At 59.4% G+C, this 24,633-nt stretch carries 16 protein-coding genes; 8 read left to right on the plus strand and 8 right to left on the minus strand.

Annotated features, from left to right (window positions below):
• Positions 1-91 precede the first annotated feature (91 nt).
• Complete coding sequence (locus GVL52_RS24715) at positions 92-640, plus strand: hypothetical protein (protein WP_160012009.1); 549 nt, start codon at positions 92-94, stop codon at positions 638-640.
• Positions 641-714: 74 nt separating this feature from the next.
• On the opposite strand, the gene folK is transcribed toward GVL52_RS24715, so the two are convergent.
• From folK to folP, 3 genes are read right to left on the minus strand one after another with little or no spacing between them, the layout of a single operon-like run.
• Positions 715-1,233 (minus strand): 2-amino-4-hydroxy-6-hydroxymethyldihydropteridine diphosphokinase, encoded by a 519-nt coding sequence (folK, locus tag GVL52_RS24720; protein WP_160012011.1) that lies wholly within the window; start codon positions 1,231-1,233, stop codon positions 715-717.
• Entirely contained in the window at positions 1,226-1,594 is a 369-nt protein-coding gene (folB, locus tag GVL52_RS24725; protein WP_160012013.1) for a dihydroneopterin aldolase, read from the minus strand. Before folB ends, folK begins: the two co-directional genes overlap by 8 nt.
• Positions 1,591-2,463 (minus strand): dihydropteroate synthase, encoded by an 873-nt coding sequence (gene folP / locus GVL52_RS24730; RefSeq protein WP_160012015.1) that lies wholly within the window; start codon positions 2,461-2,463, stop codon positions 1,591-1,593. Before folP ends, folB begins: the two co-directional genes overlap by 4 nt.
• Before the next feature lie 93 nt (positions 2,464-2,556).
• Between folP and GVL52_RS24735 the strand changes: the two genes are divergently transcribed.
• Positions 2,557-3,183, plus strand: a complete 627-nt coding sequence (locus GVL52_RS24735; RefSeq protein ID WP_160012046.1) for a DUF922 domain-containing Zn-dependent protease — start codon at positions 2,557-2,559, stop codon at positions 3,181-3,183.
• Between the two features lie 315 nt (positions 3,184-3,498).
• On the opposite strand, the gene GVL52_RS24740 is transcribed toward GVL52_RS24735, so the two are convergent.
• Together GVL52_RS24740 and GVL52_RS24745 are read right to left on the minus strand one after the other, a co-directional pair.
• Positions 3,499-3,819: a 2Fe-2S iron-sulfur cluster-binding protein gene (locus GVL52_RS24740; protein ID WP_160012017.1), complete on the minus strand. Its 321-nt coding sequence runs from the start codon at positions 3,817-3,819 to the stop codon at positions 3,499-3,501.
• 219 nt (positions 3,820-4,038) lie between these two features.
• Positions 4,039-4,407: an Hpt domain-containing protein gene (locus GVL52_RS24745; protein ID WP_160012019.1), complete on the minus strand. Its 369-nt coding sequence runs from the start codon at positions 4,405-4,407 to the stop codon at positions 4,039-4,041.
• A 461-nt stretch (positions 4,408-4,868) separates the two neighbouring features.
• Here GVL52_RS24745 and GVL52_RS24750 point away from each other — a divergent pair, with 461 nt between their 5' ends.
• Entirely contained in the window at positions 4,869-11,540 is a 6,672-nt protein-coding gene (locus tag GVL52_RS24750; RefSeq protein ID WP_160012021.1) for a hypothetical protein, read from the plus strand.
• 197 nt (positions 11,541-11,737) lie between these two features.
• On the opposite strand, the gene GVL52_RS24755 is transcribed toward GVL52_RS24750, so the two are convergent.
• Positions 11,738-12,091, minus strand: coding sequence for a hypothetical protein (locus GVL52_RS24755; RefSeq protein WP_160012023.1), 354 nt, complete (start codon positions 12,089-12,091; stop codon positions 11,738-11,740).
• A 215-nt stretch (positions 12,092-12,306) separates the two neighbouring features.
• Positions 12,307-15,123: a DNA gyrase subunit A gene (gene gyrA / locus GVL52_RS24760; protein WP_160012026.1), complete on the minus strand. Its 2,817-nt coding sequence runs from the start codon at positions 15,121-15,123 to the stop codon at positions 12,307-12,309.
• Positions 15,124-15,348: 225 nt separating this feature from the next.
• Between gyrA and GVL52_RS24765 the strand changes: the two genes are divergently transcribed.
• The 5 genes from GVL52_RS24765 (at position 15,349) to GVL52_RS24785 (ending at position 23,816) form a co-directional block, all read left to right on the plus strand.
• A complete protein-coding gene (locus GVL52_RS24765) occupies positions 15,349-15,984 on the plus strand; it encodes a MarC family protein (RefSeq protein WP_160012028.1) in 636 nt (211 codons plus the stop codon).
• An 817-nt stretch (positions 15,985-16,801) separates the two neighbouring features.
• Entirely contained in the window at positions 16,802-19,807 is a 3,006-nt protein-coding gene (locus tag GVL52_RS24770; protein ID WP_160012030.1) for a type I restriction endonuclease subunit R, read from the plus strand.
• Complete coding sequence (locus GVL52_RS24775) at positions 19,797-21,020, plus strand: restriction endonuclease subunit S (RefSeq protein WP_160012032.1); 1,224 nt, start codon at positions 19,797-19,799, stop codon at positions 21,018-21,020. The genes GVL52_RS24770 and GVL52_RS24775 overlap by 11 nt, the downstream gene beginning before the upstream one ends.
• Positions 21,017-22,207 carry an AAA family ATPase gene (locus GVL52_RS24780; RefSeq protein WP_160012034.1) on the plus strand — a complete coding sequence of 397 codons (1,191 nt, stop codon included), beginning with the start codon at positions 21,017-21,019 and terminating at the stop codon, positions 22,205-22,207. The genes GVL52_RS24775 and GVL52_RS24780 overlap by 4 nt, the downstream gene beginning before the upstream one ends.
• A complete protein-coding gene (locus GVL52_RS24785) occupies positions 22,200-23,816 on the plus strand; it encodes a type I restriction-modification system subunit M (protein ID WP_160012036.1) in 1,617 nt (538 codons plus the stop codon). Before GVL52_RS24780 ends, GVL52_RS24785 begins: the two co-directional genes overlap by 8 nt.
• Positions 23,817-24,203: 387 nt before the next feature.
• Here GVL52_RS24785 and GVL52_RS31345 read toward each other — a convergent pair whose 3' ends face one another.
• Positions 24,204-24,482: an ATP-dependent RecD-like DNA helicase gene (locus tag GVL52_RS31345; protein ID WP_160012038.1), complete on the minus strand. Its 279-nt coding sequence runs from the start codon at positions 24,480-24,482 to the stop codon at positions 24,204-24,206.
• Positions 24,483-24,633: the final 151 nt, after the last annotated feature.

The raw sequence follows: 24,633 nt of genomic DNA on the forward strand, positions 1-24,633 counted from the left end.
CACCGGTTTCAGCGCCTCGGAAACCAAGCATTAACCATTTTTCGGCAAAACTTGGCATCAGTTAAGCGATATGGTTCGCCAAGGAAATTCCATGTACCCGCGCAAGTTTCTCTACCTCTTCGGCCTCGCGGCGATCGCTCTTTCGCCGCTCGTCGATATGGCCCCGGCCGCAACCGCTGCAACGCGCGACAAGGCATTCTTCGAGAGTGTCGCGGGCTCCTGGAAAGGTCCGGGCGAAATCGTCGCCGGCAAGTACAAGGGCACCAAGTTCACCTGCAATCTCATCGGTGAACCTGTTTCCGACGGCACCGGTGTCAAGCTCGACGGCAGCTGCCGCGTCGGCGTCTTCAAGCAGCCGATGAGCGCCCTGATCACCCAGTCCGGCAACAGCTACAAGGGCCAGTTCCTCGACGGCGCCGCCGGCAAGGGTCTCGACGTCACATCCGGCACCGTCACCGCTGATACCGTTGTGGTCGGCCTTAACCGCGCCAAGCTCAACGGCGCCATGATCGCCCGCGTTCGCGACGACAAGACCATGAACGTCACCGTTTCCGTGAAGGTGGAAAGCCAGATGATCCCGGTCATCGGCCTGACCCTGTCGCGCCAGGTCGATGAAATGACGGTCGGCTCGGTCGAGTAGACCACAAACATCCAAGCAATGCTCGATGAAGCGGCCCTCTCGGCCGCTTCCTGCATTTCAGGGGCGCTTGAAACTCAGGAGACGCGCCACCAATCGGACGTCTGATCAGCCACTTCGATGCCGTTGATGTCAGCGCTCGCCAGCCACTCGCTGACGGCAACACCCTTGATGAGCAGGTCGGCGGCAAAATCCGCAAGCGGCATCAGCACGAAACCGCGATCGGTCATGCGCGGATGCGGTAATTCCAATCGCGGTGCATCCTGGACGACGTCGGCATAGGTCAGCACATCGATATCGAGCGTCCTCGGCCCCCACCGCTCGATCCGCTCGCGCTTCATGCCGCGCTCGATCTCGAGGCAGACATCCAGCAGGGCTTCCGGCTGCAGAGATGTCGAGACCTGCGCGCAGGCATTGAAGAAGAACGACTGGTCGGTCTTGCCCCATGGCGGCGTCCGGTAGAGCCGCGACACGGCAACCACCCGACAATCACTACGCGCGTCGAGAGCCTGCAGCGCAGCGGCCATGGAATGAACGGGATCGCCGATATTGCCGCCGAGCCCGAGCGTGGCGGTCTGATAAACCTGCTCAGACAAAATGTTCGACGCTCACCTGAACGAAATCAAGCACGCCCGGCACCGGCGCATTCGGCTTGCGCACGGTGATCTTCGCGCGCTTGATCTGCGGGAATTTCTGGCAGAGGCCCTTGGCGATATCGAGCGCCAGCGCCTCGATCAGATAGCGCCGCTTGCCGGTGACGATCTCTTCAATGACGGTGAACGCGATCCCGTAGTTGACGGTATCATCGATCGAATCGGTTTCGAGCGCCGTGCCCGAGACGACATCGAGCTCCGCATCGACGAAAAAGCGCTGCCCGAGAAATTCCTCTTCATCGTGCACGCCGTGGCGGGCGAAGAAGGCGCAGTTCTGCAGGGTGATGGTGTAGGTGGTGCTCATGCTGTGCCCTTCCGCTCGAATGCGTCGCGTGCCTTGAGCATAGCATCAGTCACGGCAAGCGCGTCCTTGTTGATTGCGACATCGTGTACTCGAAAAATCGCGGCGCCCTTCAGACGCAATAAAACGCTGGTCGCAGCCGTTCCAGAATCACGGTCCGCCGCTTCGCGCCCCGTCACGGCGCCAACGAAGCGCTTGCGCGAGGTTCCGGCCAGCAGCGGAAAGCCAAGGCGATTAAGCTCGTCGGTCCGCGCCATCAGCTCCAGGTTTTCCTCTGTATCCTTGGCAAATCCGAAGCCGGGATCGAGCACGATGCAGTCCCTGGCGACGCCCGCCCGGCCGGCAATCTCGAGCGACCGTTCGAGGAACAGGAACTGGTCGGCAATCACATCGTCCAGCTTGTCGCGATCACGCCCGGTATGCATCAGGCAGAGCCCCGCCCCGGTGCTGGCGGCGATATCGGCGACCACAGGCTCCTTCTGAACCCCGAAGACGTCGTTGATGATATGGGCGCCGGCCGCAACCGCAAGCCGCGCCGTCTCCGCACGATAGGTGTCGATCGAGATCAGCGCCTCGGTCCTGCCGCGCAGCGCCTCGATCACAGGCAGAACGCGTGCCTGCTCTTCGGATGCGCTGACCGGCTCGCCGCCCGGCCGCGTGCTTTCGCCGCCAATATCGACGATCGCAGCGCCATCCTCGACCGCCTTCAGCGCATGCGCAACGGCCTTCTCGACGCTGTCGTAGCGGCCGCCATCGGAAAACGAATCCGGCGTCACGTTGACGATCGCCATGATAACGGAGTGCGCACCAAGCTCGATCTCGCGACCATGCCCGACGCGCCAGAAACGGCTCCCAAGCTGTGCCAACGGCATTCATCCTATCGATCGAAAAAACAGCGTCATCATATTGCGCTAGCGGTGGCTATGCCCCAAGCTCCGGCAAACTTCAACATGAGTATTCGCAGAATGCAGTCCGTATCGCGTTATATGCCGCTCCTCCTCGCCATTTCCGTTTCGCTATCGCTCGCCAGCTCTGCAAACGCTGCCGTCGTGGCCACGAAGAGCTATTCCTATTTCAACATAAAGGGCAAAACCGCGGACGAACTGGACGAGCAGCTGAGCACCCGTGGGCCGACGGCCAACGGCTCCTCGGCACGCCATCCCGGCGCCACCAAGATCCGCTTCGGCGGCGATGCCACCTATGTCGAGGAAAACGGTCGTTGCCGGGTGAGCAGCGCCCGCGTCACCGTCCACACGCAGATCATCCTGCCGCGCTGGAACAGCCGCCGCGGTGCCAGCCCTGAATTGTCGATGATCTGGGACACGCTGTCGAGCGACATCAAGCGTCACGAGGAGCGCCACGCCGAGATCGCGCGCACGCAGGCGCGCAGCATGGAACGCAAGATCCTGGCGCTGCCATCGCAGCCCGATTGCGAGCGCATGCAGCAGATGGTGACAGAGGTATCGACGCGCGGGATTGCCGAACATGACCGGCTTCAGGCGCGATTCGACCAGGTCGAGGCCGTCAACTTCCAGAAGCGGATGCTGCGCCTGCTGAACAACCGGCTCAAAACATCAGGCGGCGAAAAATAGCCGATTCTCAGGGCAAAGACGACGACCAAAGCTTAGCCGCACAAGGAAAACTGTGCGAAACCGGTTACGCCCCAGCCATTGAATGGTGATTTCTAACCATAGCCAGATCAAACATAACGCGCTAATATTCAGTCATTCGAAAGTTCAGATCGGTCAGTCCGCTCTTTCGTTTTCTGGGTTCTCCTGGCGCGTTGCGAAGCCGCGGTCGATCCTCCCTCGCCCGTAGGTAATGCGCCTACCTCGCCTCGCTCGTCACATCGGCCAGCGAGGCTTTTTTTCGCCCGCGTTCAGATTTCTCTGATCAGGCGAGCCTTTTCAGGCCTGCCGCTCCGGCACATGCACGGTCAACCCATCAAGGGCCGCCTTCATCCTGATCTGACAGGACAGCCGCGACGTCGGACGAACGTCGAAAGCGAAATCCAGCATATCTTCTTCCATCGCTTCCGGCGGGCCGACGCGTTCGGTCCACTCGTCATCGATGTAGACATGACAGGTAGCACAGGCACAGGCGCCGCCACACTCGGCTTCGATGCCCGGCACGGAATTGCGCACGGCATTTTCCATGACGGTCGATCCCTGATCGACATCAAGATCGAAGCGCGTACCGTCGAAAGCGACAATGGTCAGTTTGGGCATGGTGTTTTCCGGTGATCATCAATGGGATGGTTTTTGGATTTTTACTTCCAACAAATCGGCGAGGCAGTCAACAACGACCGCCCTTGTGCCCTTCATTCCAGATTTAGAAGCGACACGCTTGTCAAAATGCGCCACCCGCACGGCCATAAAAAGACCCGCTGCCCCGGAATGGACCAGCGGGTCTGACGAACTCTTCTATGATCTGCGAGCAAGGCCCGGTCAGCGGCAAAGCTTCAGAATGAAATTCTCGGCCTCGATGACAGCAACGCCGACCGCGGCCATGTTGGAGGCATCCCCGCAATTGCCCTCGAGTGTTTCGGCTGCATCGCGCACCTTGAAAGCGCCGACGGCGCCCGCAGCGCCCTTGAGCTTGTGCGCGGCGGCTTCGATGGCCTTGCCGTTGCCCGACGACATTTCATGCAGGCAGGCGCGCGCCTGCCGTGCAAACATCTGCAGGACTTCCAATTCCAGACCCTTGTCGCCCATCGTCTGGTTCGCCAGATGAACGAGATCGACCGGCCGTTGTTGCGAGGGAACCTGTCCCTTGCAATTGTCTGGCGCTGCGAACGCAATACTGACTGCTGCCATATGCCAATTCTCCCGTCTAATTCCCGCCGTTTCAATGATGTTGCGGGCGCGCAGTGCCAATCGCGTTAAATTCGGGCGCAATCAGGGCGATTTTCTCGCGTTATGGTTAACACTGCCCAAACACTTCTAACCCATTGGATTTCGTCGCCCCCACCTTGTTAAGTTGGGTTAATCAGGCGTTAATAACCGGGCATTTGACCGAACGCGTTAATTGTCTAGCAGGCGCGGATGTGTCACTACGGTACGGCTGGGAGAGCTAGGTTGTGTATGCCTTTGCTCGCCAAGTGGATAATGGTAATGTTTTGATACCTTATGTGTGAGAAAGCAGCTATCCACTCTGAAATGACATACTTATCCGCTCTCTAAACCGGGGCGGACGGGTTCAGAGGCAAGGTTTGTTCGGGCGACGCGGAAGCCCGGATGCGTAGTGAACCGGCTGAGATGTAACGAGGCGTAACGGAATGGCGAACAACAAGTACAACGAATCGATCGAGGACAAGGCGTTCAAAGCGCTTGATGAAGCCCTGCAGATCGACTTCGAGGACGATGAAGCGCCGTCTCTAAAAGCTAACAAGCCCGACGCCTCGGAGGCAAAAGTGTCCGAAAAGCCAACTGTCCGCAATCAGCGCAAGGACGATGCCAAGCAGCAGCGCAGCGCGGCAACACCGCGCCCTCCCGAACAGGGATCGCGAGCACCGGCCTTTGCTGCCAATGATGGCACCAGGGTCACACCGGCCTCGCTGCTGAAATCGCTGGAAAGCGGCTCGGCCCGCCCGGCACTGCGCAATGCGACGCTCGTGTCGCTCCTATGGATTGTCGGCGGCCTCGGCCTGATGTCGCTGCTCTATTCGCCACAGATCTGGCAAATCCGCTCGCTGGCCGACGTCGTCGCCCTGCCCGGCGTCATTGCCGGTCTCGTCGGCATCGTCATCCCGGTCCTGCTGTTCTACGCCTTCGCGATCATGATGGCCCGCGCCCAGGACATGCGCAATGCCGCGCGCTCGATGGCCGAAGTGGCGCTCCGCCTCTCGGAACCGGAAACCATCGCCTCCGAACGCATCATGACTGTCGGCCAGGCCGTCCGTCGTGAAGTCTCGGCCATGAACGAAGGCATCGAACGCACCATTGCGCGTGCCTCCGAACTGGAAACACTTGTTCATTCCGAGGTCAACGCCCTCGAACGCAGCTATGCCGACAACGAACTGCGCGTTCGCGGCCTCGTCCACGAGCTCGGCTCCGAGCGTGAAGCGATCGTCAATCATGCCGAGCGCATCCGCACATCGATCGTCGGCGTCCATGACCAGCTGCGCGAAGACCTGTCGCTCGCCACCGAGGAAATTGCCGTTCGCCTTGCGACATCGGGCGAAGCCTTCGCCTCGATGATCGACACGCGCGCTGCGACGATCACCGAGAAGTCGGAATCCGCCATCCAGTCGCTCGGCAGCCTGCTTGCCGCCAAGACCGATTCGCTGCTGCAGACCCTGACGTCATCGGGCTTCGCGCTCGCCAATGAATTCGACAACCGGCTGGACTCGCTGACCTCCAATCTCAGCACCCACGGCAACACCATCCTCAGCCAGTTCGAGACGCGCGCGTCCACCATGGACAGCAACGCCGAGAAGCTGAATGCAGCCCTCAACGACCGTGCCCGCCAGCTGAACGAAATCCTGATTGCCCGCACCCGCGAGATCAACGAGAGCCTGACCGGCGGTGAACGCACCATCTCGACCACGCTCGACGACGTGCTCGCCAAGCTGAACAGTACGCTCGACGAGCGCGGCACCAGCTTCCGCCACAGCCTGCAGTCCAGTGTCGATGACACGATCATGGATCTCGATCTGCGCTCCGGCTTCTTCGACGAACGCCTGCAGGCAACGGTCGCCCAGCTTTCGACCTCTTTCGACGAGCGCGTCTCCGAGTTCGCCAACGCCTTCGACAAGCGCGCCGGCACGCTCGACACCAAGCTGATGGAAAGCCTGAACCGCATCAACGATACGATGACCGGCGGCTCGGAATCGCTAAACGGCATCCTCAGCTCCAGCATCGAGCGTCTCGGTTCGTCGCTGACCGACCAGTCCTTCGCGCTGACGACAGCGCTTTCGACCGGCCGCGAGATCCTCGAAAGCACCCTCACCGACAAGGTCGATGAAGTCGCCAATGCGATCGGCGCACGCACCACCGAGATGACCTCGGCCCTGAGCCATGCCACCTCCGAGATTTCGCTGGCGCTCGCCTCTGGCACGTCGGAACTGCACAACAACCTGTCTGCCCGCGCCACCGAGTTCCGCGAGACACTGCTATCGACAACCTCGGATCTGAGCTCGGCGGTTTCATCAGGCACCGACCAGATCACCTCGGCCTTCGGTCGCGCCGATGAACTCAACACCACGATCTCCAAGCGCGCCGAGGACATCACTCAGGCGCTTGATTCCGCTCACGAGCGGATCGACGACGTGATGGCCGCGCGCAGTGGTGCCTTCGTCGGCGCCCTGTCGGACAGCCAGTCGCGCTTCGAAAACACTCTGGCAAGCCGTTCCGACGCGATCATCGAAGCTGTTACCGGCAGCCACGATCGCCTGGCCGATACGCTGGATGACAAGGCGATGGCCCTGGCAATCTCGCTCAACGAGAGCCAGAGCCGTTTTGAGGAGACGCTCGGCACCCAGGTCGACGCCATCTCCAATTCGATCGCCTCCGGCCACGATCGCCTCGCCGAAACGCTCGATGACCGCGCCATGTCGCTGGCCATCTCGCTCAACGAAGGCCACAGCCGTATCGAAGACACGCTTGGCACCCATGCAAGCGCCATTTCCAACTCGCTTTCCAGCGGCCGGGACAAGCTCGCGGACACCATCGCCGAACGCAGCGCCGCATTCGCCGCCTCGATGGACGAAGGCCGCAGCCTGATCGAAAACACCCTCGACACCCGTGCACAGGCGATCGCGCAGTCGCTGGTTGCCGGCCATGAGAAACTCGCCGAAGCGATCGACGACCGCACCATGTCGTTCGCGATCTCGCTCGATGACAGCCAGAGCCGACTGGCCGATACACTGGCGCACCACGCCGATGGTATCGCCAACTCGCTGGCAAGCGGCCACGACAAGATCAACGAGGCGCTGGAAGACAAGGCCATGGGCCTTGCTATCGCGCTGAACGAAGGGCATGCCCGCCTCGAAGACACGCTCGGCCATCATGCAGACGGCATTGCCAGTTCGCTGGCTGGCGGCCATGACCGGATCGAAAGCACACTCGCCCACAGCGCCGCTGCCCTGGCGGCATCGCTCAACGCCGGACACGACCGTATCGACAGCACACTGGAGCAGAGCGCCAAGGCGATAACCGCTTCCGTCACCGATGTGCATGACCGCCTCGCAGATACCCTTGCCGAAAAGTCGATGGCGCTGGCGATCTCCTTCGGCGACAGCCAGAGCCGCTTCGACGAGGTTCTCGATGCCCGCACCAATGCGCTGCTGGACTCGGTAGCCGGCGCGGAATCCCGCGTTGCCGGCGCCTTCACCGACAAGGCCCAGGAAATCCGCGGCGCCTACACGGAAAATCAGCAGCGCCTCGAACGCTCCTTGGCAGACCACGCTTCATCGATCTCCGGCACGCTTGCTGACGGTACCGACAGGATCGAAGGTGGCTTGACGGCCGCTGCCGATCGCTTCGAAGCCCTCACCGGCAATGCCACAACCCGCCTGGAAGACGGTCTGGTATCTGCGCATGCACGCATCCGCGCCACGCTGGATGACCGCACGCAGGCGATCAACCTGACGCTCAACGAAGCGCAGACCCATATTGGCGATACGCTTGCCGATCAGGCAACGACGATCGGTGCATCGATTGCAGCCAGCGTCAGCATGCTCGAAATGTCGCTTGAGGACCGCGAGGCGTCCATTCGCCAGACAATCGACAACAGCGCCCAGTCGCTCGAAGATCGCCTGCGCGACAGCACCGGCAACATCGCCGGCCGCTTCCAGAACGCAGCCGACGAAATCTCGCGCTCGACGGAGAGCTTCGCTTCGCACCTCGATCAGTCGATCGACGGCATGACCGGCCGCTTTGCCGATACCGGCTCGCGCGTCGAGGCTGGCCTTGCAGCGCTTGAAAACCGCATCCGTGATGGTGTCGGCGGCGTTGCCGAACAGGTTGACGCAGCGGGCCAGCGCCTGACCAACACGCTGACCGACGGCATCTCCCGTCTCGGCGCCCTGAGCGACGAAACCTCGGGCAGGATCGCCTCTGCCGTCGATGGCAGCATCGCCAAGTTCTCCGAAACCATCGATGGCCGCACCAGCCATCTGGCGTCGGAAATCGACAGCCGTGCGGCAAACCTGACATCGGGCATCGATGCGCGCACCGCCAGCATCGGTGATGCACTCGATCGCGGCACCGCCCATCTCGATGAACGCCTTTCGACCATGGATCGCGCCCTCACCGTCGGTCTCGACGCCGTCAACCGCACCATCGAAGGCAAGGCCGCAGGCCTCGCAGCATCGCTGCGCAGCGCCGTTGCCGACACCACCCAGGGCATGGACGAGGAAGCGACGCGCGCCACCGCCAGCCTCAGCCAGACCGGCCAGCAGTTTGCCGAGGGCCTCGACGCCAAGAGCGGCGATTTCGCCCGCGCCATGGGTGACCGTTCCGAGCAGATCGTCAGCCGCGTTTCGGAAGCCCAGAACCGCCTCGCCGGTCAGGCTGCCGCCGTCGCCCAGACCTTCTCCGAGGCCGGCAACGCGATCATCAACAAGGTCGCCGAAGCCGAAACGCTGGTCAGCGGCCAGGTTGGTGCTATCTCCAAGGCACTGAGCGACGCACAGTCCACCTTCGCCAGCCACGGCACGGACATCCGCACCACGATCTCCACGGCCAGCGACGAGATCGCCTCGACCATGGCCAACGTCGATCGTGCCCTGGAAGCGCGCGGCAATGCCATCCGCGCCGGTCTCGAAGACCGCTCGCGCGAACTCGACAGCACGCTCGGCAACGTCGAGCAGGCGCTCGAAGCCCGCGGCAACTCGATCCGCGCGGCCCTCGACGACCGCACCCGCGAACTGAACTCGATGCTCGCAGGCCGCTCGACCGAACTGTCGCGTATCCTCGACGAAACGGCGCGCCCGATGATCGATCGCTACGCGCTGACCGGCAAGGAAGCCGCAGCCCAGATCACCGCCGCCGGTGAACTGAGTGCTGCCCAGATTGCCGCAGCCAGCCAGCAGAGTGCGGCTCAGATCACGGCTGCCACCGAAGAGCGTGCCGAACGTCTGCGTGTCGAAAACGCCGCCCTGATCGATGCGATCTCGGCCCGTACCGAGCGCGCCGCTTCCGCCGTCGATGCGATCGAGAACAGCCTGCTCTCCAACGTCAACCGCCTGATCGATCGCCTGTCCGACAACAGTGCTGCCATGGGCCAGATGATGAGCCGTGCAGCCGAGGATCTCACCGCCGTCGATAGCCGGCTCGGCGACACGACCTCGCGCTTCACCGACTCCGCCTCGAAGGCAGCCGAGATGGTCTCCGCCTCGACCCGCCTGCTCGAAGGCAAGGTCGATCGGCTCTCCGATATTTCCGGCCAGACGCTCTCGCAGGTCGGCAGCATCATCGGTCGCTTCGACGAACATTCGAAGGTGCTGACCCAGGCCTCCAGCCTGCTCGGCGCCGCCCAGTCGAACCTGGTCTCGACGCTCGAGGACCGCGAATCTGCGCTGCAGACGTTGTCCATCGGTCTCGTTCAGCGCTCCGAAGACATCGAGAAGACCATGCGCAGCCTCGGCAGCATGGTCGACTCGGCCTTCGATCGCGCCGAACAGCGCTCCAACCAGGTCAGCCATAACCTGCGCGAGGGCGTCCAGTCCTCCTTCGCCGATATCAGCAATACGCTCTCGGAGGCCGAGAAGCGCGCTGCCGAAGCAGCCGAAGCGATGCGCATCAGCGTCAGCAAGGCCGGCGAAGATGTGAACGCTACGCTCGACAACGCCTTCGGCAACGCCGAACGCCGCTCCGGCGAACTCGCCAGCCGCGTCCGCGGCGGCCTGACGGCATCGCTGTCGGATGTCGAACGGATGATGAGCGACGCCGGCCGCGTATCGGACGGTGCTGCCCAGCAGATGCGTGAATCGCTGCGCGAAGCTGTCGATGAAGCCGTGTCGCGCTTCTCGGGCGCCACCGAGGAAATTCGCCGCTCGGCTGGCGATATCCGCAAGGAACTCGACATGACCCGCAGCGAACTGAAGCGCGGTGCCTTCGACCTTCCCGAGGAAGCCAAGGAGAGCGCTGCTGCCATGCGCCGCGCCGTCTCCGAGCAGATCAAGGCGCTGCAGGATATCTCCCATATCGTCGGCCGCTCGACCCAGCAGCTGGAAATCTCCGAGCCGGTCGCCCGCACGCTCGCCCAGGCCCAGCCTGCGCCGCGGCCCGCACCACAGCCACAGCCCGCTATTCAGCAGGCACAGCCGGCTCCAGCACCAGCACCAGCGCCGGCACCACTGCCTGCGCCGACCCCGGCTGCTGCAGCCATCCCGCCATCGGCAATCCCGCAGTCCTCGATCGATAGCTTCGGCCTGCGCGGCACCCTGGCACCGACGGCAGCGGCTCCTGCAACCCCACAGCGCGCACCTGCGGTCGCTCAGGCTCCTGCCTCGCCGACATCAGGCGGCTGGATCAGCGATCTGCTGCGCGGCGCCTCGCGTGACGAAGCGGCGGAAGAAGCGCCCGCACGCCAGCCGGCTCCACGCGCCGAGGCACCTGCGCCTGCAGCGCCGCGCGCCCCCGACAACCGCAACCCGCGCCACGTCGTCGAATCGCTGAACTCGCTGTCCGTCGATATCGCCCGCGCCATCGACCACGACGCCTCGGTCGATCTGTGGCGCCGCTACCAGCGCGGCGAACGCGACGTCTTCACCCGCCGGCTCTACACGCTCAAGGGCCAGCAGACCTTCGACGAGATCAAGCACAAGTATGACCGCGAGCCGGAATTCCGCACCGCCGTCAACCGCTACATCGCCGACTTCGAAAAGCTGCTCGCCGACGTTGCCCGCACCGACCGCGACCGGACAATCACCCAGTCCTACCTGACGTCGGACACGGGCAAGGTCTACACCATGCTCGCCCACGCGGCCGGTCGCCTGAGCTAAGGCGCATACGCTGAAAATTCAAAGGGCCGCATCGGAGACGATGCGGCCCTTTTTTTGATGGTAAGACGATCTCATCCGCTGCGAGCAACCTGCAGGCGATATCGGCATAGCCTTCAGCACACCGAGAACGCGATGATCCCGCTCATCTGCGAAGGTCACATATCGCATCACCGGACCAACCACCCTCTACGCCCGCGCTACCTCCCAAGACCTCCCGGGGGCAGAAGCTCGCACAGCTTCAGCATGATCGCCCCAGCCTCGCGAAGACCCGCCGAGACGACATCGTCGGGAACGCCCTCGTCCAGCAGCGTCGCAAGTTCAGCAAGGTCATAGACGATGTTTCCAGGTTGCGGATCATTCGCCGGCACAAGCGGCGTGCCGAGCTCACGATGCATCCTGTGGATGGCGCTGGCGGCTGAAATGATAAGTTTGCGTTTCCGTTCCAGATCAATGTCTTGGAGAGCCTCCGAAGCCAGAAACACCTCCACAGACTGCATCAAATACGAGTGCATGATTTCCTCCCCTTCATCCCCAGATTGATCCTGCAGCACCGGCCTTTCGCCAGGCTGTCGATTCCCCTGAAAGTTGCATTGAAGTAGTATGCGATCTAACCGACCCGTAGCCCACCAACCTGCCAGCGAGTTGAACGCATGGATGGTCGCCCGAGCAGGCATCGCCGATCACCGAACCACAAAAGGAAAGGGCCGGATCTTTGCAGATCCGGCCCTTGCTCAGTCCGTACCAGAACGTCTGTGTCGTCCTGGTGTTATGCTTCAGCGTCAGGAGGCGTATCGTCACCCGCATCAGGCGATGTCTCATCACCCGGCACGGCGGCGTTCTCATCGCCGTTCTCCAGGGTCTCGTCGACCTCGTCTTCCTCAGGCTCGCTAATGCGCTCGACCGAAACAACCTTCTCATCCTTGGAGGTGGAGAAGATGGTGACGCCCTTGGTGGCGCGGCTGGCGATGCGGATGCCGCCGACAGGTACGCGGATCAACTGGCCACGATCCGACACCAGCATGATCTGGTCGCCATCGTCGACAGGGAAGGCCGCAACCAGTTCGCCGATCTCGCCTGTCTTCGACGTGTCGGTGGCGCGAATGCCCTTGCCGCCACGGCCGGAGATGCGGAAGTCGTAGGAAGACGACCGCTTGCCGTAGCCCTTCTCGGAAACCGTCAGCACGAACTGTTCGCGTGCCTTCAGCTCTTCGTAGCGCTCGTCGGTCAGCTGTCCCTCTTCGGTGACTTCCTCACCGACCAGCGCGATCTCTTCCCCTTCGCCCGTCGTCAGGCGACGGTCGTTGGCCGCACGCTTCAGGTAGGCAGCACGTTCCCACGGCTCGGCATCGACATGGCCGACGATGGTCATCGAGATGATCCGGTCGTTGTCGCCGAGATTGATGCCGCGCACGCCGATCGAGTTACGGCCGGCAAAGACGCGGACGTCATCGACCGCAAAGCGGATGCACTGGCCGAGCGCCGTCGTCAGCAGCACGTCGTCATGCTCGGTGCAGGTCTCGACGGAGAGGATTTCGTCGCCCTCTTCCTCGAGCTTCATGGCGATCTTGCCGTTGCGGTTGACCTGGACGAAGTCGCTGAGCTTGTTGCGGCGCACGGTACCGCGCGTCGTCGAGAACATCACGTCCAGCTTGTCCCAGCTGTCCTCGTCCTCCGGTAATGGCAGGATGGTGGTGATGCGCTCGCCGGGTGCCAGCGGCAGCATGTTGATCAGGGCCTTGCCGCGCGAGGTCGGCGTACCGATCGGCAGGCGATAGACCTTTTCCTTGTAGACGATACCGCGCGAGGAGAAGAACAGAACCGGCGTATGCGTGTTCAACACGAATAGCTGGCTAACGAAATCCTCGTCACGGGTGGTCATGCCGGAGCGGCCCTTGCCGCCGCGGCGCTGTGCCCGGTAGGTGGTCAGCGGCACGCGCTTGATGTAGCCGAGATGCGAAACGGTGACGACCATGTCTTCGCGTGCGATGAGATCCTCATCGTCCATCTCCAGGCCGCCATCCATTATCTCGGTGCGGCGCGGCGTGCCGAATTCATCGCGAACCGACGTCAGCTCATCCTTGACGATTGTCTGGATACGGACGCGCGACGACAGGATATCGAGGTAATCCTTGATCTCTTCGCCGATCTTGTTGAGTTCGTCGCCGATTTCGTCACGGCCAAGAGCCGTCAAACGGGCAAGACGCAGTTCGAGGATGGCGCGGGCCTGCTCTTCCGAGAGGTTGTAGGTCAGGTCCTCGTTGATGCGGTGACGCGGGTCGTCGATCAGGCGGATCAGGCTTTCGACGTCGGCTGCCGGCCAGCGGCGCGTCATCAACTGTTCGCGTGCGGTCTGCGGATCCGGCGCCTGGCGGATCGTGCGGATGATCTCGTCGATGTTGGCAACGGCAATCGCCAGACCGACCAAGACGTGGGCGCGGTCACGAGCCTTGCGGAGAAGGAATTTTGTTCTCCGGCTAACGACATCCTCGCGGAAGGAAACGAAAGCGCGCAGCATATCCAGCAGCGTCATCTGTTCCGGCTTGCCGCTGTTCAGCGCTACCATGTTGCAGCCGAACGAGGTCTGCAGCGGGGTGTAGCGGTAAAGCTGGTTGAGGATGACGTCGGCATTGGCATCGCGCTTCAGCTCGACAACAACGCGGTAGCCCTGACGGTCGGATTCGTCGCGCAGGTCGGAGATGCCCTCGATGCGCTTGTCACGCACCAGTTCGGCCATCTTCTCGATCATCGTCGATTTGTTCACCTGAAACGGGATCTCGGTGATGATGATCTGCTCGCGATCACCGCGCATCGGCTCGATCGCGGCAACGCCACGCATGATCACCGAGCCGCGGCCCGTCTCGTAGGCCGAGCGGATGCCGGCACGGCCAAGGATCTTCGCGCCTGTCGGGAAGTCGGGACCCGGGATGATCTGGATCAGCTGCTCCAGCTCGATACCAGGATCGTTGATCAGCGCGATACAGCCGTCGATCACTTCGACCAGATTGTGCGGCGGAATGTTGGTCGCCATGCCGACGGCGATGCCACCCGCGCCGTTGACCAGAAGGTTCGGGAACTTCGCCGGAACCACGACGGGCTCGGAGAGCGTGCCGTCATAGTTGTCGCGGAAATCGACCGTTTCCTTGTCGAGGTCGTCGAGCAGCGAGTGCGCGGCCTTTTCGAGGCGGCACTCGGTGTAGCGTTCGGCCGCCGGCGGATCGCCATCGACGGAGCCGAAATTGCCCTGGCCGTCGATCAGCGGCAGGCGAAGAGACCAATCCTGCGCCATACGCGCCAGCGCATCGTAAATCGCCGAGTTGCCGTGCGGGTGAAATTTACCCATCACGTCCCCGGTGACGCGGGCGCACTTGACGTATTTCTTGTTCCAGTCGATGCCGAGTTCGGACATCCCGTAAAGGATGCGCCGATGCACCGGCTTGAGGCCGTCACGCACGTCTGGAAGTGCGCGACTGACGATAACGCTCATCGCGTAATCGAGATACGACCGCTGCATTTCCTCCATAATGGAGATGGGCTCGATGCCTGGCGGGAGCTTCCCGCCGCCGGGGGGTGTTTGCTCAGTCAAAATGGATCACGATCTCTTCTAGAATCACTGGAAGATTTATAGCGGAAAGGCTGTTCTTACGCCAATTTTGCCGGGAGTTTTGAACAGGCTTTTGCGGTCTATTCGAGGCAATACAAGGGTTTCGGGCCCCAACGCTCGCCATGCGAGCAGCGCCATTTGCCAAATCGGTTTCCCCACACCACAATCGCCTGAAATCAAGCCTGTATATGGGCGCATGGAGGAACGATGGCAAGCGCCGACCAACTGATCAACGCCTTCACCACGCTGCTCGTCACCATAGATCCGCCGGGTCTGGCACCAATCTTTCTCGGGCTGACCGTGGGCATGACCCGCGCCCAGCGCAAGCAGGTGGCGCTCCGCGGCTCGATCATCGCTTTCATCATCCTCGCGGTCTTCGCCCTCTTCGGCGCCAGCGTGCTTGGTGTGCTAGGCATCTCCATCGGCGCCTTCCGTATCGCCGGCGGCCTGCTGCTGTTCTGGATCGCCTTCGAAATGGTGTTCGAGAAGCGTCAGGATCGCAAGGAGAAGACCGGCACGGCGGCGATCACCGTCGATCACATCCAGAACATCGCGGTTTTTCCGCTGGCCATCCCGCTGATCTCCGGCCCGGGCGCCATCTCCGCCACCATCCTCTTGGCCGGATCGATGCACACCTCGTTCGAGCGGGCGCAGCTGATCCTGGTCATTGCCGCCAGCCTGCTGCTGCTGTTCCTGGCCCTGCTGATCGCCGAACGCGTCGATCGGTTCCTCGGCGTCACCGGCCGGGCGATACTGACCCGCCTGCTCGGCGTTATCCTCGCGGCCCTCGCCACCCAGTTCGTCGTCGATGGCATCAAGTCGACGATGTCGCTCACGCCATAGGCGTGAGGCTCGTGAGCGCGGGATAAAGCCAAAACGAAAAACGGCGCACCATCAGGCGCGCCGTTCTCGAAACGAAATCTGTTCTCGCATCAGAACGGAAGTGCGGAACAAAAAACTGTAAAGTGAGAGAGAGCCACTGGAATCCACCGGGTTGAGCGCATTATGTTGCCGCCAATCCTAGAATTTGTAAACATTGGGCCATTTTCGCCTTAGTTTCTTTACAGATTTTCCGAAGGAGTTCAACTCAAACGAGCTGCATTTGCAGCTTTGGGGAGATAAGATACGGCGGCTCACTCGATGGTCGTCCTCCGATCACGGATTAGAAGTGTCTGTTCCACACGCGGAGTGGCAAGAGATGCCGTGGTTCGCTTCGGTGCGCTTTCGATGATCTCACCCCGGTTCTGGAAAACGGTAGGCCGCTCTGAGTTGATCCTGGCTGTGGTAACCCGGTGGTCCATTGCCGATCCGTCGTCCTCCGGGATCGCGTGCCGAGCAATTTGTCTGGTTGTCGTAACGGCCGGTGAAGTCTTATTGCAGTTCGTTAGGTCAGCATCTTCTCTTCGACTATTGTGGCAAGACCTCAGGTCTAAACACTCTCAAATCAACTATCGTCAACGCATTTAAAATCTAGCTGAGTCCGATAGCGGGTCGGCGTGTTTGAGAGCGGGCAATTCCGTCGAAATAGTGTCTTGAGTAAACCTCCCGATTGAATAGGCCCTCAACGGCAGGCTCCCCTTTTTGTCAATGAGCAGCTATACATATCGAATCCTAGAAGGGGCATGCACGCCTATGTAGTCTGCGGAGTGACACTCTTAACATGAACACACTCGAAAGCCGCCTTGAAGAGTCACTCGTCGCAAAGCTGCAGGACCTCAAATACGAATACCGCCCGGAAATTCGTGACCGCGCCACGCTGGAGCAGAACTTCCGTGAGAAGTTCGAAGCGCTTAACCGTGTCCGCCTCACCAATGGCGAGTTCTCACGCCTTCTCGACGAGATCGTCACGCCTGACGTCTTCACAGCGGCCCGCACGCTGCGCGAGCGCAATAGTTTCACCCGCGATGACGGCACGCCGCTCAACTACACCCTCGTCAACATCAAGGACTGGTGCAAGAACACCTTCGAGGTGGTCAATCAACTGCGCATCAATACGGACAACAGCCATCATCGCTACGACGTCATAATTCTGATCAACGGCGTCCCCGCTGTTCAAATCGAGCTGAAAAGCCTCGGCATCAGTCCCCGCCGCGCGATGGAGCAGATCGTCGAATACAAGAACGATCCGGGCAACGGCTACAGCAAGACGCTTCTCTGCTTCCTTCAGCTTTTCATTGTCAGCAATCGTGACCGCACCTTCTACTTCGCGAACAACAATGCCCGGCACTTCGCTTTCAATGCCGAAGAACGCTTTCTTCCAGTCTATGAGTTCGCAGACGTGGACAACAAGAAGGTCACCCATCTCGATAGCTTCGCCGAGACCTTCCTCGTCAAATGCACCCTTGGGCAAACCATCAGCCGTTACATGGTGCTCGTTGCCAGCGAGCAAAAGCTCTTGATGATGCGGCCATATCAAATCTATGCGGTGAAGGCGATTGTCGACTGCATCACCCAGAACTGTGGCAACGGCTATATCTGGCACACCACCGGCAGCGGCAAGACACTCACGTCCTTCAAGACCTCAACCCTTCTCAAGGACAATCCTGATATCGAGAAATGCCTCTTCGTCGTGGACCGCAAAGACCTCGACCGTCAGACCCGCGAAGAGTTCAACAGATTCCAGGAAGGCTGCGTCGAGGAAAATACCAATACTGCTTCCCTCGTTCGACGTCTTCTCTCAGACGACTACGCCGACAAGGTGATCGTCTGCACGATCCAGAAGCTTGGCCTGGCGCTAGACGAAAACAGCAAGCGCAACAAGCAGCAGAAGAAGGACGGCAGACAGACCTACAAGGAGCAGTTGGAGCCTCTTCGCGACAAACGCATCGTTTTCATCTTCGACGAGTGTCACCGCTCCCAGTTCGGCGAAAACCACAAAGCTATCAAGGATTTCTTCCCCCAGGCCCAACTCTTTGGTTTTACTGGCACACCCATCTTTGAAGAGAACGCCAGCCGCGTGAAGATAGAGGATGAAGAGGCCTCGTTCCAGACAACCAGGGAGCTCTTCCAGAAGCAGCTCCACGCATACACGATCACACACGCCATCGAGGACGCAAATGTCCTGCGATTTCATATCGATTTCTTCAAGCCGGAAGGCAAGAAACTGCCCAAGCCGGGCGAACCGCTCGCGAAGAAGGCGGTCATCGAGGCCATTCTTGCGAAGCACGACGCCGCCACGGGCGGGCGTAGGTTCAATGCACTGCTAGCAACCGCGTCCATCAATGACGCCATCGAATACCATCGCCTATTCGCCGAACTGCAGTCCGAAAAACGAAAGACCGCCCCCGACTTCCAGCCCCTGAACATCGCTTGTGTCTTCTCACCGCCCGCCGAGGGCGATCCCGATGTGAAGCAGATTCAGGAGGACCTGCCGCAGGAAAAGGAGGACAACGCCGTCGAGCCGGAGAAGAAGAAGGAAGCCCTCAAGGCGATCCTTGAAGACTACAATACCCACTACGGCTCCAATCACAGCATTGGCGAGTTCGACCTCTATTATCAGGATGTGCAAAAGCGGATCAAAGACCAGCAATGGCCGAATGCCGACCAGCCACATGCGCAGAAAATCGACATCACCATCGTGGTGGACATGCTGCTGACCGGCTTCGATTCCAAATATCTGAACACGCTCTATGTAGACAAGAAGCTCAAGCACCATGGGTTGATTCAGGCCTTCTCCCGTACCAACCGCGTGCTCAACGCCACGAAACCCTACGGCAACATTCTCGACTTCCGCCAGCAGCAGGACGCCGTCGATGCCGCCATCGCCCTTTTTTCCGGCGAGTCTGCGGGGGAAAAAGTACGCGAAATCTGGCTGGTCGATAAGGCTCCCGTCGTCATCCAAAAACTAGAAGTCGCGGTGCAGAAACTGGATGCCTTCATGAAATCTCAGGGCCTAGATTGCGCGCCCGACGCGGTGCCTAACCTCAAGGGCGATGCCGCCCGTGCCGTTTTCATTGAACGCTTCAAGGAAGTCCAGCGCCTCAAGACCCAGCTCGACCAATACACCGACATCACCGACGAGAACGCCGCCGCCATCGAGCAGATTCTGCCCAAGGAAAATCTGCTTGGGTTCCGGGGTGCCTATCTGGAAACCGCCCAGCGGCTCAAAGCCCAACAGGACAAGGTCACGGACAAACCTAGTCCGGAAGTGGACCAGCTCGATTTCGAGTTCGTCCTCTTTGCTTCTGCCGTCATCGACTACGACTACATCATGGGCCTTATCGCTCGCTTCTCTCAAGCGACGCCGGGCAAGCAAAAAATGAGCCGCGAGCAACTTGTTGGCCTCATCCAGTCCGATGCCAAGTTTATGAACGAAAGCGAGGACATCGCCGCCTACATTGCCACATTGAAAGCGGGCGAAGGGCTAAGCGAAAAAACCATCCGCGATGGCTACTCGCGCTTCAAAGGCGAAAAGGAAGCGGCGGAACTAGCAGGCATCGCGGAAAAACATGGCCTCACCACCTCTAACCTGCAAACCTTCGTCGACGGCATTCTGCAACGGATGATCTTCGATGGGGAGCAACTGACCGACCTGATGGAACCGCTCGGTTTGAACTGGAAAGCCCGTCGTGTGGCGGAACTTGACCTCATGGCCCAACTTCTGCCCCTGCTTACCAAACGCGCCGGAGGGCGCGAAATTTCAGGACTCAGCGCTTATGAGCAGTAACGCGATCACCAGGACCACAAAGAGCGACGGCAAACCCGCAGTGACACCCAAGCTCCGCTTTCCGGAGTTTCGGGATACGGAAGGTTGGAAGCTTAAAAGCCTACAGGATGCGTCTGTACCAGTCGTCGAACGAGTCGGCCAAAGGAAACTCACTCCGGTCAGCATTTCTGCCGGGATTGGATTTGTGCCACAGTCTGAGAAGTTCGGCAGGGATATTTCCGGCAACCAGTATCAGCTCTACACCCTGGTCCGTGATGGCGACTTTGTTTTTAACAAAGGAAACTCAATCAAATTCCCACAAGGCTGCGTTTATCTCTTGCAAGGTTGGGGACAAGTCGCCGCGCCAAATGTCTTTATCTGCTTCCGGCTGAAAGATGGCTACTCGAACGGCTTCTTTCAGAACTGCTTCGAGCAAAACCAGCATGGCAAACAGCTCAAGAAAGACATTACGAGCGGCGCACGAAGCAACGGCTTGCTGAACATCAACAAAAAGACTTTCTTTAGCATAGAACTACAAGTACCGAGCCTTGCCGAACAACAAAAAATCGCCGACTGTCTGTCTTCGGTAGACGAGCTGATTGCCGCCCAAGCCCGGAAAGTGGACGCGATCGAGAGTCATAAAAAAGGGCTGATGCAGCAGCTTTTCCCATGCGAAGGCGAAACTCAGCCTCGCTTCCGCTTCCCCGGATTCGAAGACGATTGGAATGACGGCCAACTTGAAGCCCTTTGCGTCAGTGTTTCATCGGGCAAAGATCAGCGAAAAGCGGATGGTGCATTTAACCTGTACGGTTCGACTGGAATTATCGGCAAAACGGAGCGCCCCAGTTATAATGCACCGCACATCCTCGTTGCGAGAGTGGGTGCCAATGCTGGTCATTTAACCAGAGCAACAGGCCAGTTCGGTGTCACCGACAACACGCTGGTCATTAATCTAAAACCAGCAGTAAACATGGACTTTATTTTTTATTACCTTGAAAACATAAACATCAACAAACTAATATTTGGTTCGGGGCAGCCATTGATAACCGGAACAATTTTGAAGAATTTGCAAATCGTCGTTCCGGATGCGCTCGAACAACAACGCATTGCCAACTGCCTCATCAGCCTCGACGCCCTCATCGCCGCGCAAACCAAAAAGCTCGACAGCCTGAAATCCCACAGGAAAGGCCTGAGGCAGCAGCTTTTCCCAAGTCAGGACGAAGTTGAGGCATGAGCGGCATCCGGACCTATCAGAGCTTGCGAACTTTGGTGACGCGGCTGCGTGATGACTTGAATAGCTCCGATCTCGTCTTGCTTTTCGCCTATAATCGCACGGGCAAGACGCGCCTTTCCATGGAATTTAAAGACGCTGGAAAGCGCAAGACCAACAAAAATCCTACCGGGAGTGCCGACACCCTCTATTTCAACGCCTTCACTGAAGATTTGTTCGTCTGGGAAAATGACCTCGACGGCGACAGCGTTCGCCATCTTCAGCTGAATGCAAAATCAAAGTTCTTCACCGCTCTGACCGAACTGGCGCTCGATGAAACGATCGCTGGCTACCTCAGCCGTTACACGGACTTTGAATTCGACATCGACTACACCGCCTGGAAGGTGTCGTTTCGGAAAGATAAAGAAGAGAATATCAAAATTTCCCGAGGCGAACAAAACATCTTCATCTGGTGCCTCTTTATGGCGATCTGTGAGCGGATGCTTGATGGTCACATTTCTTACCAGTCAAACAAATACCTTTACATAGACGATCCTATCTCATCGCTTGATGACAACAATGCCATTTCCGTTGCCTGTGACCTTGCCAAGCTTCTGCGTCGCGCCGCCACTCGCAAAGACAGCAGTGGTGCGCACGCCCCCATCAAGGTCATCTTCTCATCTCACCACATTCTGTTTTTCAATGTCATGTGCAACGAAATCGGGCGGCGCGTGGATGACGAGCCTAAAGTCATCCACAAGCGCTATTTTTTGCATCGTCCGAACAGCGACGGGGTTTATACGCTTAGGGCGACTGAGGATACGCCACTCTACCACCACGTCGCGACCCTTGCCGAACTGCAGCGGGCCGCCGATCCAAACACCGGCAAACTTTACACTTTTCACTTCAATGCCTTGCGCAGCATTATGGAAAAGACAGCATCCTTTTTCGGGCATGCCGGAATGGCCTTCTGCCTGAAAGCTCTAGATAACGAGGATGATAGAGCGCTCTTTAACCGGGCACTCCAACTGCTGAGTCACGGTGCGTATTCTATCCATGAGCCTACTGAAATGGGTGAAGACAACAAGGAACTTTTCCGCCGAATTTTGAGAGAGTTCATAGGGAAGTTTGAATTCGCAGTGCCTGAATTGATTCCGGCACTCGCACCCAACCCCGCTGCAGCCGATAAAGAAGTACCAGCCCATGAATGACCAAGCTCAGAAGAAACTCGGCGCAACCCTCTGGAACATTGCCGACCAGTTGCGTGGGGCAATGAACGCGGACGACTTCCGTGACTACATGCTGTCCTTCCTCTTCCTGCGATACCTTTCGGACAACTACGAGACGGCTGCGAAAAAGGAGCTGGGCGAGGATTATCCGACGCTCGGCGCGGACGACCGCCGTGTGCCGCTAGCCCTGTGGTACGCGAACAACCCTGACGATATCGCCGAGTTTGAGAAGCAGATGCGCCGCAAGGTGCACTATGTCATCCAGCCGCCCCATCTGTGGAACAGCATCGCCAACATGGCCCGCACACAGAATGGCGAACTGCTCAACACGCTGCAGGCAGGTTTCAAATACATCGAAACGGAGTCATTTCAGAGCACCTTCAACGGTCTGTTTTCCGAAATCAATCTCGGCTCAGACAAGCTGGGTCGTAAGTACGAGGACCGTAACGCCAAACTCTGTGCCATCATCGCCGAAATCGCCAAAGGCTTGGCTGAATTTTCTTCCGAAATTGATGTTTTGGGCGATGCCTATGAGTACCTGATCGGTCAGTTCGCCGCCGGCTCCGGAAAGAAGGCGGGCGAGTTCTACACCCCACAGCAGATTTCCGATATCCTCTCAGCCATCGTCATCCTCGACAGCCAGGAGCCCGCTACGGGCAAGAAGGATCGCCTCGCCAGCGTCCTCGACTTCGCCTGCGGTTCCGGCTCCCTGTTGCTCAATGTCCGCAACCGCATGGGGCCGCACGGCATTGGCAAAATATTCGGTCAGGAAAGCAACATCACCACCTACAACCTCGCCCGAATGAACATGCTGCTGCACGGGGTGAAGGACACTGAATTCGAAATCTACCATGGCGATACGCTGACCAACGACTGGGACATGCTGCGCGAGCAGAACCCCGCCAGAAAACCCGCGTTCGACGCCATCGTTGCCAATCCGCCTTTCAGTTACCGTTGGGAACCGACCGAAGCAATGGGCGACGATGTGCGCTTCAAGAACTACGGACTTGCCCCAAAATCCGCCGCCGACTTCGCCTTCCTGCTGCACGGCTTCCACTTCCTGAAAGACGAAGGCGTGATGGCCATCATCCTGCCGCACGGGGTGCTCTTCCGGGGCGGTGCTGAAGAACGCATTCGTGCGAAGCTTCTAAAGGACGGTCACATCGACACCGTCATAGGCCTGCCCGCCAACTTGTTCTATTCCACCGGAATCCCCGTCTGCATCCTCGTACTGAAGAAGTGCAAGAAGCCGGACGACGTGCTGTTCATCAACGCCGCCGAGCACTTCGTGAAGGGCAAACGCCAGAACCAGCTCACAGAGGAGCACATTGCCAAGATCATCGACACGTATCAATTCCGCAGGGAAGAACATCGCTACTCCAAGCGCGTGGGCATGGAGCGGATCGCCGAGGAAGGCTACAACCTCAATATTTCCCGCTACGTAAGCACAGCCGAACAGGAGACCGCGATCGATCTATCGGCTACACACAAGGAGTTGGTCGAGATCGAGAAGCAGGTTCGCGAGGCAACAGCGAAACACAATGAGTTTCTGAAGGAGCTCGGACTACCGCTTTTGCCAACAGCCGATTAGCGAGATGGACGTTTGATCCGATTGTTTGGTCGCAGGTCCTGCAAGTGAGCACATTGAAAACCGCTGAATAGGGATATCCGCTCCCCTGCGAGACTGAAGCTCACTTGAACGACTTCGATGGGACGCAGACCAGTTTCATGGCAATCCGCCTTCGATGACCGCGATGGGGTCATGGTAGTTTATTGCGTCCAGACGTGACCTTCAAATAGCCAACGAGGAACTTCGACATTTTTGCAAGCAGGATGATTATTGAAAATCTGGCGCAGGGACCGGTACCGGGACGGGGAACATCGCCGCGGGCGGGGTTCGATCCTCCTGTAGGATTGAACAGGGAACAACAGATTTAACCAAACCGGAGCTAGGAACGGCGAAACTGTCAGGCGAAGGCTATCTGAAAGTGAGCGCTACGTCTCGCTGGAGAGATCGAGGCGATCGGACGACCGCGTCTTCGAAAAGAGATTTCGATCCAATGACGACAACCCTGTCCGTGGCGCGGGTGATGCCCGTGTACAGCATTGGCCTGTCGAGGTTGAATGTGTTGAAGACCGGGAAGACAACGTTGGCGAACTGGCTACCCTGGCTCTTGTGAACGCTTATGCAGTATGCGAGATCGAGCTTCTCCAATTCGTTGCGGCCGAGCTCGTGCTCGGCATCATCAAAGCGCACTCTGACGGTGCCATTCCCCGGATCGTATCCGTACGCTGAAGGCCGCGGAACTGCCGCGCGCGCGAATGTACGGGTTGATGTATGGTAAGGCTGGCGTTAGGCGATAGGCTGGTCCTGCGCCTTTTCAGGCTCACGGAGCCTTTTCCATTGC

The organism is Rhizobium sp. 18055 (assembly GCF_902706285.1).
In the GTDB taxonomy this organism is placed as follows: Bacteria; Pseudomonadota; Alphaproteobacteria; order Rhizobiales; family Rhizobiaceae; genus Rhizobium.